Source organism: Campylobacter concisus, assembly GCF_002165815.1.
GTDB lineage: Bacteria > Campylobacterota > Campylobacteria > Campylobacterales > Campylobacteraceae > Campylobacter_A > Campylobacter_A concisus_BH.
The window spans coordinates 1-12,307 of record NZ_NDYN01000002.1 but is presented as its reverse complement, the minus strand read 5'-3'; the positions used below and the strand labels follow the sequence as shown (position 1 = coordinate 12,307).

The window sequence follows — 12,307 nt, the reverse complement described above, 5'->3', positions numbered from 1 at the left end:
CGACAAGACTATACCCATTATATAGCCAAGCGGCAAGGTAATAAAAAACAAAAGACCAAACCCAGCACTAATGCAAAAAAAATATCGCAAACAACGAAGCGATTATGTTTATAAATAAGTTGATATTATCAGAGAAAAACTCTGTTAGGCTTACATATTTCATGCGGTGATTATAGCTTTTAAGATTAAAAAATTGTTGAAAATTTATCTAGCATTTTATAAAAAATGGACTATGAAACTGATGTCTTACGAACAAAGGTTCAGACGGCTTGATAGACGGCATAATAGATGAAGATGAGCTAGGACTTTCTAAAATTTACATCCAAGCAAAGAGATATAAAGATGGTAGCAACATAGGCAGGCAAGAGATACAGCAGTTCATCGGCGCTATCTCAAATAAAAATACCAAAAAAGGCGTTTTTATTACAACGGCAAAATTTACAAAAGAGGCACAAACGTTTGCCAAAGATAGTCAAAACTTTAGCGTAGTCTTGATAGATGGCGACAGACTGGCTGAGCTAATGATAAAGTATAAAGTAGGTGTTCAAACAAGCCAAATTTATGAAATTTGCAAGATCGATACCGACTTTTTTGACGAAAATAATTTTTAAGGCGTTGATTTGAAATTATCTTTTGCTATTTAAATTTTAAAACAAAACAGTAAAAGCAAGCTTTGTGGCATCATTAAATTTACACAAAAACGCTTTAATTTTTAAGATTTTACTTTTGTAAAGCTTAGCAAGACTCTATCTTACAAAGCTTTACAAATAAACCAAGACTAAAAATAACAAAATTTCTAAAATACGCACGCGACCTTAACCACGTGCGTTTTATTTAGTTTTCCACCGGTATCTGTCCAAATTCTCCTCTGCGATAATCATCAATTGCTTGATTAATCTCCTCTTTTGTATTCATCACAAACGGTCCATATCCTACTACTGGCTCATCTATCGGCTCACCTGAGAGAAGTAATATCTTTGCCTCGCCACCCATAGCTTTTATGATTACTGCACCGCTAGCGTTTTCAAACCTTACTAGTTGTGTTTCGCTTGCTTTTTGTGAGTTATTTATTATCACATTGCCACGCAAGATGACCAAGCTTAGATTGTGGCTTGCTGGTAAGTCTAGCGTTATCTTACCATCTTCTTTTATGCTTATATCCCAGACATTTAGCGGCGTAAATGTACTTGCAGCACCCCTTGTGTTCTCATACTCACCAGCTATTATCCTAGCTTCACCGTCTCCTATATTAACCACTGGGATACGCTCTTTTGGTAGGTGCTGATACTTAGGCTGCGTATTTTTATGTGCTTTTGGTAATTTTACCCAAAGCTGCACCATCTCAAAAAGCCCACCTTTTTGACTAAATTCTTTTGAGTGAAATTCTTGATGAGTTACTCCTGCACCAGCCGTCATCCACTGCACGTCACCTTGCTTTATGACGCCACCACCACCTGTTGAGTCTCTATGCTCAACCTCACCAGCATAAGCGATAGTTACCGTCTCAAAACCTTTGTGCGGATGCTCGCCAACGCCACGAGGTTATCCATTGTTTGGCTCAAAATACTGCGGTGCTGCATAATCAAGCATCAAAAAAGGATTCGTTCCTTTATCAACTTCATCCATATGTGTAAAAAGCGGATATACTAAAAATCCATCACCCACCCAGTGCGAGCTTTTTGGACTGTAAATTTTGCTAACATTTCTCATGTTTTCTCCTTATTTTTTATTTTCGTGCGGAGAGTATAAAAAGGCACCATTAACATATAATTTAATTTCAGTAAATACTTATTAAGTTTCTTAAATAAATCTTATACAAATAAACCAAAAGTAAATTTTACCCATCTGCATAATTTAATTATTGAAATTTTATCACCTAAACGCCGTCTAAATTTATAGTGTTATAATTACGGCAAAATAACGATTTTAAGGAGAGTGTATGTCTTCACGCATTATCACTGGCGTTTTGATGTTTGTTGCTATTTTGGTAGTTTTTTTTATAGATAATTATATTTTAAATTTTATTTTGCTTGGCGCTGTGCTTTACTTTGCCTTTAATGAGTCGCTCAAGCTTTATGGCATCGATCACAAACAGCTAGTTTATGCAGCACTCGCATTTTACGTGCTTACATATTTTACAAATCCGATCTTCATCGCCATCCTTGCGATCATGCTGGTAGCATCTATCCTTGCACACATAAAAAGCGAAAATTTAAAGCTAGTCGCCCCTTTTGTCTATCCGACAACTCCTATATTTATGATGTGGATGCTCTACTCAGAGTATGGTATGGGCTATCTTGCGTGGCTTATCTTAAGTGTCATTGCAAGCGATAGTGGCGCATTTTTTGTTGGCAAGATGTTTGGCAAGCACCCATTTAGCCCAAGCTCACCAAACAAGACCATCGAAGGTGCAGCAGGCGGCGTGATAGTGGGCACTATAGTTGGCTGCGTAGTTGGAAATTTCGTAACAGATGGATTTTTTCAAATTCTATTTTCAAGCTTTTTAGTCTGCGTCTTTGCGGTCTGGGGAGATCTCTTTGAGAGCTATCTAAAAAGACTTTGCGGTGTCAAAGACAGTGGCGCGCTTTTCCCAGGTCACGGCGGCATGCTTGATAGGATAGATGGCTATTTATTTGGCGTTGTTGCGCTACTCTGGTCGCTATCGTGGTAATACTTGGCTCAACTGGCTCGATCGGCAAAAATACTCTTAATCTTTGCGAGAAATTTAATGTAGAGGTTGAGGCACTAAGCTGCGCTAAAAACGTAGCTTTGCTAAACGAGCAAATTTTAAAATTTAAGCCAAAATTTGTCTGTGTGGGCGACGAAAAGCTAGCTAAAAATGTAAAAAACGTTGAGGCTAAAAACATCTTTTTTGGTGAGGCTGGACTGTTAGAAATGCTTGAAATTTCAAGCTCAAAAAAGGTGATAAACGCCCTTGTTGGCTTTGCTGGACTTGCTCCTAGCCTAAAGACACAAGCACTTGGTAAAAAGCTAGCACTTGCAAACAAAGAGAGCCTTGTCGTTGGCGGTAAATTTTTAAAAACAAGAGAAATTTTGCCCATTGATAGTGAGCATTTTGGGCTTAAATTTCTACTAGAAAACAAAACTCCAGCCAAAAAGCTCATCATCACAGCAAGCGGTGGGGCATTTTATAAAAAGCCGATCAAATTTCTAAAAGATGCCACTCCGTCTGACGCGCTTAAACACCCAAACTGGGATATGGGCGCAAAGATAACGATTGACAGTGCGACGATGACAAACAAGCTTTTTGAGGTGATGGAGGCCTACTGGCTTTACGGCATAAAAGATATCGAGGCCGTGATAGAGCCAACCTCAGCCATCCACGCCGTAGTCGAGTTTATCGACGGCTCAAGCATGATGCATCTCTCACGCACAGATATGAAACTAGCTATCGCGCATGCTATCTTTGAAAAAGTTGAGCAAAATATCGTCTCGCACGCAAATTTACTTGATTTAAAAAGTATCAAATTTCATAAAATAAGCCCTAAAAAATATCCAGTCTTTTCGCTAAAAGATGAAGTCTTAGCTAGTCCTGATCTAGGTGTCGTCATAAACGCTGCAAACGAGGTTGGAGTATTTAGCTTTTTAGAGAAAAAGTGCTCATTTTTGGATATCTCAAGGCTCATTTTGAGCTTGGCTAAGAAATTTAAGAGTCTTAAAATTTCAAGCGTAGATGAAATTTATGAAGTTGATAAAGAGGTTCGAGAATACGCAAAAAGGATGCTAAATGCAAAGGTATGAGGGGTATAAATTTGATCTTAAGCAAAGCTTGATCGGTGTGCAGTTTTTATTTGTCGCCTTTGGTGCGCTCGTGCTCGTGCCTATCCTTACGGGGCTTGATGCAAACGTAGCGCTCTTTACGGCTGGCCTTGGCACGCTGCTTTTTCAGCTAATAACTAGAAAAAACGTCCCGCCTATATTTCTGGCAAGCTCGTTTGCCTTTATCGCTCCGCTTCAGTACGGCATCGAAAAATGGGGCATACCAGTGACTATGGGTGGAGTTATATTTGCTGGATTTTTCTACGTCGCGCTAAGTCTTGTCGTTCGCTTTGGCGGCGAGAAAATTTTGCATAAAATTTTGCCTCCAGTTGTCGTTGGTCCAGTCATCATGACCATAGGTCTGATACTAGCTCCAAATGCCGTTAAAATGGCTACTTCAGCTACCCAGACTTACACTCAAAACGTAGCGATGATAGTTGCAGCCACCTCGCTTATCGCTACTATCGTTGTCATGATGCTAGGACGGGGGATGTTTAGGCTCATACCGATCCTGCTTGGCATCATCGCTGGCTACATCGTGGCTTACTGCTTTGGCATGGTTGATTTTAGTGCCATTGCAAGCGCCCCTTGGTTTAGAGTGCCAAGCTTTAGCGCACCAAAATTTGAACTTGAAGCGATCATCTACATGATACCTATCGCCATCGCCCCAGCGATCGAGCACATCGGCGATATGCTCGCTATATCAAACGTCACAAAAGAGGATTTTTTAAAAAATCCAGGGCTTAAAAACACCCTTTTAGGCGACGGTCTAGCCACCTCGCTAGCTGCTGCCTTTGGTGGTCCGCCAAACACCACCTACTCAGAGGTCACAGGCGCAGTTAGCCTTACAAAAGCGTATAATCCAGCGATCATGACCTTTGCAGCGATCACTGCTATAGTGCTAGCCTTTGTTGGCAAGCTTGGCGCGGTGCTCTCGACCATCCCGGCGCCAGTCATAGGTGGTATCATGCTGCTACTTTTTGGCATCATCGCAAGCGTTGGCATGGAGACGCTTATAAAAAACAGAGTTGATCTTGCCGATCCTAGAAATATGATAATCGTAGCCCTCATCTTCATCTTTGCCATCGGTGGCATGGTGCTTGACCTTGGAGCGGTTAAATTCTCAGGTATCGGACTTGGCGCGGTTACTGGTATAGTTTTAAATTTGCTTTTGCCAAAAACAAAGCATTACGAAGGATATTAATGCGTAAATTTAGACTTTTTTTAGCAGCTCTTGCGGCTGCAAGCCTTGCAAATGCAAGCGCACTGGACTATGCACTTATCAAAAAAGGTGAGCCAAGTAGCAATACTATGCTCTTAATCGGTGGCATACAAGGCGACGAGCCAGGCGGTTTTTTGGCGGCCTCTATCGTGGCGACTGACTATAACATCACAAAAGGCTCGCTTTGGGTCGTGCCAAATTTAAATTTCCCAAGTATCATCGAGCGAAGTCGCGGCACAAAGGGCGATATGAATAGAAAATTCGCCCACGTCGAAAAGGACGATCCAGACTACAACTCAGTGATGAAGATAAAAGACGTCATCACCGACAAAAACGTCACTCTCATCTTAAATTTACACGATGGCAGCGGATATTACAGAGATAAATTTATAAGCAAGGACGAAAATCCAGACAAATGGGGCAACACTTGCATAATAGACCAAAGCACACTGCCAGGCTCAAAGTACCCAGAGCTTGAAAGCATCGCCTCAAGCGTAAAAGACGTGCTAAATAAGCACCTCATAGATCCAAAACATCAGTATCACGTCAAAAATACGCATACAGCGATGGGCGACAAAGAGATGCTAAAAAGCCTCACCTACTACGCGATCACGCAAAACAAGTCAGCCTTTGCAAACGAAGCTAGCAAAAATTTAAACGCTGAGCAAAGGACATATTATCACCTAGTAGCGATCGAAGAGTATATGAAAAAGGCTGGCATTAGCTTTACTAGGCCATTTGAGCTCGATGTCAAAAGCGTAAAAAAGGCGATCGAAAAAGAGATTAGGCTTGAGCTATTTGACAGCTACGCTCTTAGCCTTAAAAATTTAAAACCAGTGATAAGCTTCGTGCCATTTAAAAAGGGCGAGCTAAGCTACCACTCGCCAAATCCGCTAATCGCCGTCATAAAAGATAACGACACTTACAAAGTGCAGTATGGCAACCGCTCTGTCACAAGGCTAAAACCGCAATACTTCGAGTTTGCAAAGCCGCTTGATAAAATTTCTCTCTTGAGCGATGGCAAAGAGCAGGAGCTAAAAAGTGGCGATAAATTTAGCGTTAAAAAGAGCTTTAAAGTAAAAGCTCTCAAAAACGTGCGCGTAAATGTTATAGGATATGGCACTAAAAGCGTTGATGAGAGCGAGCAAGAGATCGATAAAAACAGCCTAAACAAAAGCTATAGCATAGATAAAGATGGCAAAATTTACCGAGTTGAGTTTTATAAAAGCGAAAATGGCAAAGAGAAATTTGCTGGCATGATACTAGCGGAGTTTAGATGATACTTGGCATAGAAAGTAGCTGCGATGACAGCTCTGTCGCGCTCATAGATGAAGAGACGCTGGAGCAAATTTATTATAAAAAGATCTCGCAAGAAGAGGAGCACGCTATCTTTGGTGGCGTGGTCCCAGAGCTAGCAGCGAGGCTTCATACAAAGGCACTGCCAGCGCTTTTAAATGACATCTTGCCAAATTTAAAAGATATAAACGCGATCGCTGTGACAAACGAGCCAGGGCTAAGCGTGAGCCTGATAGGCGGCGTCAGCATGGCAAAAGCGCTAAGTATCGCCCTAAATATCCCGCTAATCGCCGTAAATCACCTAGTTGGTCATATCTACTCGCTATTTTTAGACCGCGAAGCCACCTTTCCGCTTGGAGTTTTGCTAGTTAGTGGCGGACATACGATGATTCTTGAGATTAGCAAAAATGGCGAGATTACAGAGCTTGCAAGCACTAGCGATGATAGCTTTGGCGAGAGCTTTGACAAGGTGGCAAAGATGCTTGATCTTGGCTATCCAGGAGGCGCTGTGGTGCAGCAAAACGCACTTTTGTGCGAGGATAAAGATAGGTTTAAATTTACCGTCCCACTTCTTCACGACAAACGCCTTGAATACAGCTTTTCAGGGCTTAAAAACCAAGTCAGAGTTGAAATTTCAAAGCTTGAAATTATCACACAAAAAGATATTGCTGATATTTGCTACGCCTTTGAAAATACGGCTTGTGAGCACATCTTAAATAAGCTTGAAAGGGTTTTCAAGCTAAGAAATTTCAAGCGTTTTGGCGTGGTTGGTGGAGCGAGTGCAAATTTAAATTTACGCAAAAGGCTTGAAACGCTTTGTCAAAAAAATGGATGTGAGCTTTTGCTAGCACCACTTGAGTTTTGCTCTGATAATGCGCTAATGATAGCAAGAGCTGGACGTGAGAAATACCTAAAAAAAGAGTTTATCTCGCATGATAAACTAACTATAAATCCAAGGGTTAGTTTTAAGAAAATTGAAATTTAAAATTAAAGTAAATTTGATGGTGGCTAAAGCTAGCCACCTTGCTTAAATTTAAAGCCTTGTCTTCATCTTTTCAAATTCATCTTTTATCACTTGCTCGTGTGGCTCGCTAGTCATTTTATTTATCGCGTCGCCCCAGATACTGACCATGATGATGGCTAGGCTTGAGGTTAAAATGCCTGGTAAAATTTCATAAACATAGGCATTTAGCCCTGATGTTATCCAAAATATCACGGTCACACCGCCAGCTATCATGCCAGCAAGCGCTCCAAGTGCGCTCATACGTTTCCAGTAAAGGCTAAAAAGCAGTACCGGACCAAAGCTCGCGCCAAATCCAGCCCAAGCGTTGCCAACGACGTTTAGAACGTTATCTGTAGAGATAAAGGCAAGCACTGTGGCAATTAGCGCTACGACCACGACCGCATAGCGGCTGATCGCTGTTTGCGTGCTTTGGCTAACTTCTTTTTTATAAAAGGCGAAGATGAAGTCCTTTGTGACCGAGCTTGAAGTGACTAAGAGCTGGCTTGAGATGGTACTCATGATCGCTGAAAGCACGGCTGAGATGATGATACCTATAAAAAATGGCGGAAAAAGTAGCTCGCCAAGCTTTAAAAATACTGTCTCAGGATCGCTTAGTCCGCCTCTTTGGCTAAAATAGACAAAGCCAATAAGTCCGCTCATAATTGCACCAAATAGGCCGATCGTCATCCAGCCGATGCCGATCCTTCTTGCCTTTGCAAGCTCTTTTGAGTCGCGTATCGCCATAAATCTAACGATTATATGTGGCTGCCCAAAGTAGCCAAACCCCCAAGCTAGAAGGCCCAAAATGCCCCAGAAAGTCTGGTCTCTAAATGGGTTTAGGTGATTTGCATCAAGCCTGCTTATCTCTTTTATCAAATTTGTATCGCTTGGCAAGTCTAAATTTAGATATGCCACGACTGGGATCGAGACTAGGACACAAAACATCAAAAGACCCTGAAATGCGTCAGTTATGCTAACAGCCTTAAATCCACCAAAAAATGTATAAAAGACTACGATTATGAGCGTAAAGACCGCTCCGTATGCAAATTTTAAGCCAAAAAAGCTCTCAAATGTCTTGCCACCAGCGATGATGCCACTACTTACGTAAAGTGTGAAAAATATCAATATGATAAGACCTGAGATGATCCTTAAAATTTTCGTCCTATCCTTAAAGCGGTTTTCTAAAAAATCAGGTATCGTGATGCTGTCGCTTGCAACCTCGGTATAGACCCTAAGCCTTTTTGCTAGAAATAAGTAGTTGCAGTAAGCTCCCACGATAAGACCAGCTATCATCCAGACATTTGCAACGCCAGTTGCGTATAAGGCCCCGGGCACGCCAAGTAGCATCCAACCACTCATATCAGAAGCGCCAGCACTAAGTGCGGTGACGACTGGACCCATTTGACGGTTATCCAGTAGATACTCGTTCATACTTGCGTTTTTATCGTAGAAATATCGTCCGATAAAGAGCAAAAAGCCAAAATAGATGGCGATGGCTAAATAAGACCCAAAGCTCATAAATTTCCTTTCAAGCAAAATAAAACACTTATGTTATTACAAATTTATTTAAATTTCAATGCTAAGACAATCCTTAAATTTATTTAAGCAAAATGATATATTTTTTTTCGTATCATTTAAGGCTACATTTTAAAGAAAGGACGAAGTTGAACGCTCAAAATTTAGCCAAATTTCTATTTTTTATAATAATTGTCTCACTTGGAACATACTTTTTCTATCCAAGAGATCTTAGCGAGGCGCAAGAGATCGCATATATCAAAAGTTATGGAGTGACGCTAGGTCTTACGATAGGCGGTATCGCTATAGGCATCACACTTGGATTTATTTTAGCTTTTATTAAATTTTTAGATATCAAGGTTTTAAATTTTGTCATAGATGAGTATATCGACATCTTGCGTGGAACGCCTGTAATACTTCAACTTCTAATATTTTCGGTAGTGATTTTCGCCACTTGGAGTGATAACTTCTACGTCGCTGTGATCGCACTTGGCTTAAATAGCTCAGCATACGTCGCTGAGATCGTAAGAAGCGGCATAAATAGCGTCGATAAAGGTCAGATGGAGGCAGCTAGGGCGATGGGGCTAAACTACTACGTTTCGATGCGTGAGATAGTCTTTCCGCAAGCTACTAAAAATATCTTGCCAGCGCTTGCAAATGAGTTTATCTCACTTTTTAAAGAGACCTCAGTCGTTGGCTACATAAGCGTCGTTGATATCACGATGCAAAGCAAGAGCCTTCAAGCGGTCTTTTACAGCCCAGAGCCAGTCATTTTTACGGGCATTGTATATTATGTGAGCGTTAAATTTTTCACCCTTTTGGTGAAACTACTTGAGAGGAGACTAAATCGCCATGATTGAGATTAAAAATTTAAACAAAAGCTATGGCGATTTGCGAGTTTTAAATGACATTAGTGTTGATATCAAAAAAGGCGAAGTCATAGCGATAATTGGCCCAAGTGGCGGCGGAAAAAGTACATTTTTGCGTTGTATAAACCGCCTTGAAGAGCCAGATAGCGGGCATATCAAGATAAATGGCGAAGATATCTTGGATAAAAAATCAGACATAAATAAAATTCGCCAAAAAGTGAGCATGGTCTTTCAGCACTTTAACCTTTTTGCAAACAAAAACGTCTTGCAAAATTTGACCCTAGCCCCGATAAAAGCTGGGATCTTAGATAAAGAGAGTGCTGAGAGGAGGGCAGATGAGCTGCTAAAGAGCGTTGGGCTAAGCGATAAGAAATTTGCCTACCCGCATAAGCTCTCAGGCGGTCAAAAGCAGCGTATCGCTATCGCTAGAAGCCTGGCCATGGATCCAGAGGTGATACTATTTGACGAGCCAACAAGCGCGCTAGATCCTGAGATGATCGGCGAGGTGCTTGATATCATGAAAGATGTCGCCGCAAAGGGCATAACAATGCTTGTGGTGACTCACGAGATGGGCTTTGCAAGAAACGTGGCAAATAGAATTTTCTTTATGGACAAAGGCAAGATAGCAGTTGATGATACGCCAAAAAATGTCTTTACAAATCCGCAGCACGAGCGTCTGAGAGAGTTTTTAGGTAAAATTTTAAATCACTAATAAGGAGTAAAATGAAAAATTTATTAAAAGTTCTAGCGTTAGGTTTAGCTCTGTTTTTTATAGGTTGTGGCAATGATAGTGGCAAAAAAACCGCTGCAAATGCGCCAGAAGCTAGCAAAGAGGTAGTTTATAAAGTTGGATCAAGCGCTGATTATCCTCCGTTTGAGTATCTTGATGATAAAAATCAAATCGTTGGTTTTGAGATCGATCTTCTAAATGAGATCACTAAAAAAACTGGGATCAAATTTGACGTTGCAAATATGAGTTTTGATGGGCTAATACCAGCCTTAAAAACAGGCAAGATCGATATCGCGATAAGCGGCATGAGTGCGACTGACGAGAGAAGAAAGTCTGTTGATTTTACTAAGCCATATTATTTTTCAGAGAATTTATTTATCCGCAAAAAAGGCTCAGATGTAAATAAAGACAACCTTAAAGATAAGAAAATTTCAGCTCAAGTTGGCACACTTCAAGAAGAGGCAGCTAAAAAGATCACAACTCAGTCGATCCCGGCTGAAAACGTAGCGGCAGCTATAATGTCACTAAATACCGGCAAAATCGATGTTGTGCTTACTGATAGCCCAATAGGTGTTGAGTTTTTGAAACAAAATCCAGACTTAGAGGAGTTTTTAAGACTTCCTGACGGCACAGAGGGCTTTGCGATGGCATTTGATAAGGGCAAACACACTGATCTTATCAAAAAGATAGATGCTGCGATTGAAGAGCTACAAAAATCTGGCGAATTTGACAAAATGCTCGCTAAATACGACCTTAAAAAATAAATCCTAATATAAATTTGCAAGAGGCAAGATGCTTCTTGCAAAAAATCTCACAAATTTCTAATTTTTAAATTTTAAGCAAATATAAAGTTAATATAGTACAATTACTAGTTTAATTTAAGGAGAATATAATGAAGTCACTCAGGATGAGAACGGCACTTGTGCTAAGTGTCATGCTTTTGATTTGTGTTAGTGTAGTTGGTCTTGTGACCTATAACATGGCTAAAAATTTATATACCGACAGGGTCGAAAGTAAAGAATTCCCACTTGCTGTCAATGAAGTTGGTTATAAAATAGAATCTTACATCGATAAGATAATCGACGCTTCTTATCAAATAACTCAAAATAGCTTTTTAATAGACTGGGTTAAAAATGGCGAGGACGAGCACGGCAGAAAGGTCTTGTTTGACTATTTTCAAACTCTTGCTAAAAATTTAAAGCTAGATACGATAATGTTTGGCTCAGATAGAACCCTAAACTACTACGTCGAAGATAAAATTTTAAAGGTCATTAACCCAGAAAATGACAAGTGGTACTACGCCTTAAAAGATGGCAGCAGCCTAAGCCTGATCGACATCAACAAGGCTGAAGACGGCAGCGGCAAGATAATGATGTATATAAACTACAAAGTTCAAAAAGATGATAAATTTTATGGTATCGCAGCAACTGGCGTAAATTTAAGCGAGATAGTAAATTTTGTCCAGTCACAAAAGATAGGTCGTGGCGGTAAATTTCTACTAGTCGATGAAAAAGGCGACATCAAGATCGGCAAAGACGTAAGCGGCAATCTAAAAGATTTAGTTGGCGATGCAAACCTTAAAAAACTAATCAACGAAAATGGCAGCTACATATCGCTAGATAAAGATGGTAGAAATTTATTGATCGGCTCAAAATATATCAAAAGTATGGGCTGGTATCTTATTGGCGAGCTTGACAAAGATGAGCTTTTAGAGGATCTAAACTCACTTGCTTATGCATCTGTTGGAGTGCTTGTAGTGGTGCTTATTTTAGGACTATTGCTCTCGCTTTATCTATCTTCTTACCTCCTAAAAATCATCCTCAAACTAAAAACAGGCCTACTATCTTTCTTTGATCTACTAAATCACAAGACAAACAAAGCCCAGCCTATAG

Annotated in this window: 13 protein-coding genes and 1 pseudogene; 10 read left to right on the top strand and 4 right to left on the bottom strand. The window is 40.4% G+C overall.

Annotated features, from left to right (window positions below):
* The first annotated feature begins 269 nt into the window (after positions 1–269).
* Positions 270–611 (top strand): restriction endonuclease, encoded by a 342-nt coding sequence (locus B9N65_RS03045; protein WP_087582747.1) that lies wholly within the window; start codon positions 270–272, stop codon positions 609–611.
* Positions 612–834: 223 nt separating this feature from the next.
* On the opposite strand, the gene B9N65_RS11220 is transcribed toward B9N65_RS03045, so the two are convergent.
* From B9N65_RS11220 to B9N65_RS11210, 3 genes and pseudogenes are all read right to left on the bottom strand, one after another.
* Positions 835–1,341, bottom strand: a complete 507-nt coding sequence (locus B9N65_RS11220; protein ID WP_257640018.1) for a pirin family protein — start codon at positions 1,339–1,341, stop codon at positions 835–837.
* Positions 1,336–1,527: pseudogene (locus B9N65_RS11215) on the bottom strand (pirin family protein); the annotation flags it as partial. The pseudogene B9N65_RS11215 and the gene B9N65_RS11220, both read right to left, overlap by 6 nt.
* Positions 1,528–1,542: 15 nt before the next feature.
* Positions 1,543–1,710, bottom strand: a complete 168-nt coding sequence (locus B9N65_RS11210) for a hypothetical protein (RefSeq protein ID WP_257640016.1) — start codon at positions 1,708–1,710, stop codon at positions 1,543–1,545.
* A gap of 229 nt (positions 1,711–1,939) precedes the next feature.
* Here B9N65_RS11210 and B9N65_RS03035 point away from each other — a divergent pair, with 229 nt between their 5' ends.
* From B9N65_RS03035 to tsaD, 5 genes are read left to right on the top strand one after another with little or no spacing between them, the layout of a single operon-like run.
* Positions 1,940–2,671 carry a phosphatidate cytidylyltransferase gene (locus tag B9N65_RS03035; RefSeq protein ID WP_087582746.1) on the top strand — a complete coding sequence of 244 codons (732 nt, stop codon included), beginning with the start codon at positions 1,940–1,942 and terminating at the stop codon, positions 2,669–2,671.
* The gene (gene dxr / locus B9N65_RS03030) at positions 2,653–3,762 is read left to right on the top strand and encodes a 1-deoxy-D-xylulose-5-phosphate reductoisomerase (RefSeq protein ID WP_087582745.1); all 1,110 of its coding nucleotides are present in this window, start codon (positions 2,653–2,655) and stop codon (positions 3,760–3,762) included. The genes B9N65_RS03035 and dxr overlap by 19 nt, the downstream gene beginning before the upstream one ends.
* Positions 3,749–4,984 carry a uracil-xanthine permease family protein gene (locus tag B9N65_RS03025; RefSeq protein ID WP_087582744.1) on the top strand — a complete coding sequence of 412 codons (1,236 nt, stop codon included), beginning with the start codon at positions 3,749–3,751 and terminating at the stop codon, positions 4,982–4,984. The genes dxr and B9N65_RS03025 overlap by 14 nt, the downstream gene beginning before the upstream one ends.
* Complete coding sequence (locus tag B9N65_RS03020; protein WP_087582743.1) at positions 4,984–6,282, top strand: M99 family carboxypeptidase catalytic domain-containing protein; 1,299 nt, start codon at positions 4,984–4,986, stop codon at positions 6,280–6,282. The genes B9N65_RS03025 and B9N65_RS03020 overlap by 1 nt, the downstream gene beginning before the upstream one ends.
* Positions 6,279–7,283, top strand: a complete 1,005-nt coding sequence (tsaD, locus tag B9N65_RS03015) for a tRNA (adenosine(37)-N6)-threonylcarbamoyltransferase complex transferase subunit TsaD (protein WP_087582742.1) — start codon at positions 6,279–6,281, stop codon at positions 7,281–7,283. Before B9N65_RS03020 ends, tsaD begins: the two co-directional genes overlap by 4 nt.
* 48 nt (positions 7,284–7,331) lie before the next feature.
* Here the strand turns inward: tsaD and putP are convergent, their stop codons facing one another.
* Positions 7,332–8,819, bottom strand: coding sequence for a sodium/proline symporter PutP (gene putP, locus B9N65_RS03010; RefSeq protein WP_009294568.1), 1,488 nt, complete (start codon positions 8,817–8,819; stop codon positions 7,332–7,334).
* A 146-nt stretch (positions 8,820–8,965) separates the two neighbouring features.
* Here putP and B9N65_RS03005 point away from each other — a divergent pair, with 146 nt between their 5' ends.
* The 4 genes from B9N65_RS03005 to B9N65_RS02990 all read left to right on the top strand — a co-directional run.
* On the top strand, positions 8,966–9,676 hold the full coding sequence (locus tag B9N65_RS03005; RefSeq protein ID WP_012140157.1) for an amino acid ABC transporter permease: 711 nt from the start codon (positions 8,966–8,968) through the stop codon (positions 9,674–9,676).
* Positions 9,669–10,397: an amino acid ABC transporter ATP-binding protein gene (locus B9N65_RS03000; protein ID WP_021088656.1), complete on the top strand. Its 729-nt coding sequence runs from the start codon at positions 9,669–9,671 to the stop codon at positions 10,395–10,397. Before B9N65_RS03005 ends, B9N65_RS03000 begins: the two co-directional genes overlap by 8 nt.
* An 11-nt stretch (positions 10,398–10,408) precedes the next feature.
* Positions 10,409–11,179 carry a basic amino acid ABC transporter substrate-binding protein gene (locus tag B9N65_RS02995; protein WP_087582741.1) on the top strand — a complete coding sequence of 257 codons (771 nt, stop codon included), beginning with the start codon at positions 10,409–10,411 and terminating at the stop codon, positions 11,177–11,179.
* Positions 11,180–11,307: 128 nt separating this feature from the next.
* Positions 11,308–12,307, top strand: a 1,000-nt coding sequence (locus B9N65_RS02990; RefSeq protein ID WP_141083831.1) for a cache domain-containing protein, incomplete at its 3' end; no start/stop codon positions are given.

What these genes read in the sequence shown, in the direction of transcription:
- B9N65_RS11220 (WP_257640018.1), bottom strand. Translation starts at nt 1,341, where the DNA reads ATGGTGCAGCTTTGGGTAAAATTACCAAAAGCACATAAAAATACGCAG.
- B9N65_RS11210 (WP_257640016.1), bottom strand. Translation starts at nt 1,710, where the DNA reads ATGAGAAATGTTAGCAAAATTTACAGTCCAAAAAGCTCGCACTGGGTG.
- B9N65_RS03035 (WP_087582746.1), top strand. Translation starts at nt 1,940, where the DNA reads ATGTCTTCACGCATTATCACTGGCGTTTTGATGTTTGTTGCTATTTTG.
- B9N65_RS03025 (WP_087582744.1), top strand. Translation starts at nt 3,749, where the DNA reads ATGCAAAGGTATGAGGGGTATAAATTTGATCTTAAGCAAAGCTTGATC.
- B9N65_RS03020 (WP_087582743.1), top strand. Translation starts at nt 4,984, where the DNA reads ATGCGTAAATTTAGACTTTTTTTAGCAGCTCTTGCGGCTGCAAGCCTT.
- tsaD (WP_087582742.1), top strand. Translation starts at nt 6,279, where the DNA reads ATGATACTTGGCATAGAAAGTAGCTGCGATGACAGCTCTGTCGCGCTC.
- putP (WP_009294568.1), bottom strand. Translation starts at nt 8,819, where the DNA reads ATGAGCTTTGGGTCTTATTTAGCCATCGCCATCTATTTTGGCTTTTTG.
- B9N65_RS03000 (WP_021088656.1), top strand. Translation starts at nt 9,669, where the DNA reads ATGATTGAGATTAAAAATTTAAACAAAAGCTATGGCGATTTGCGAGTT.
- B9N65_RS02995 (WP_087582741.1), top strand. Translation starts at nt 10,409, where the DNA reads ATGAAAAATTTATTAAAAGTTCTAGCGTTAGGTTTAGCTCTGTTTTTT.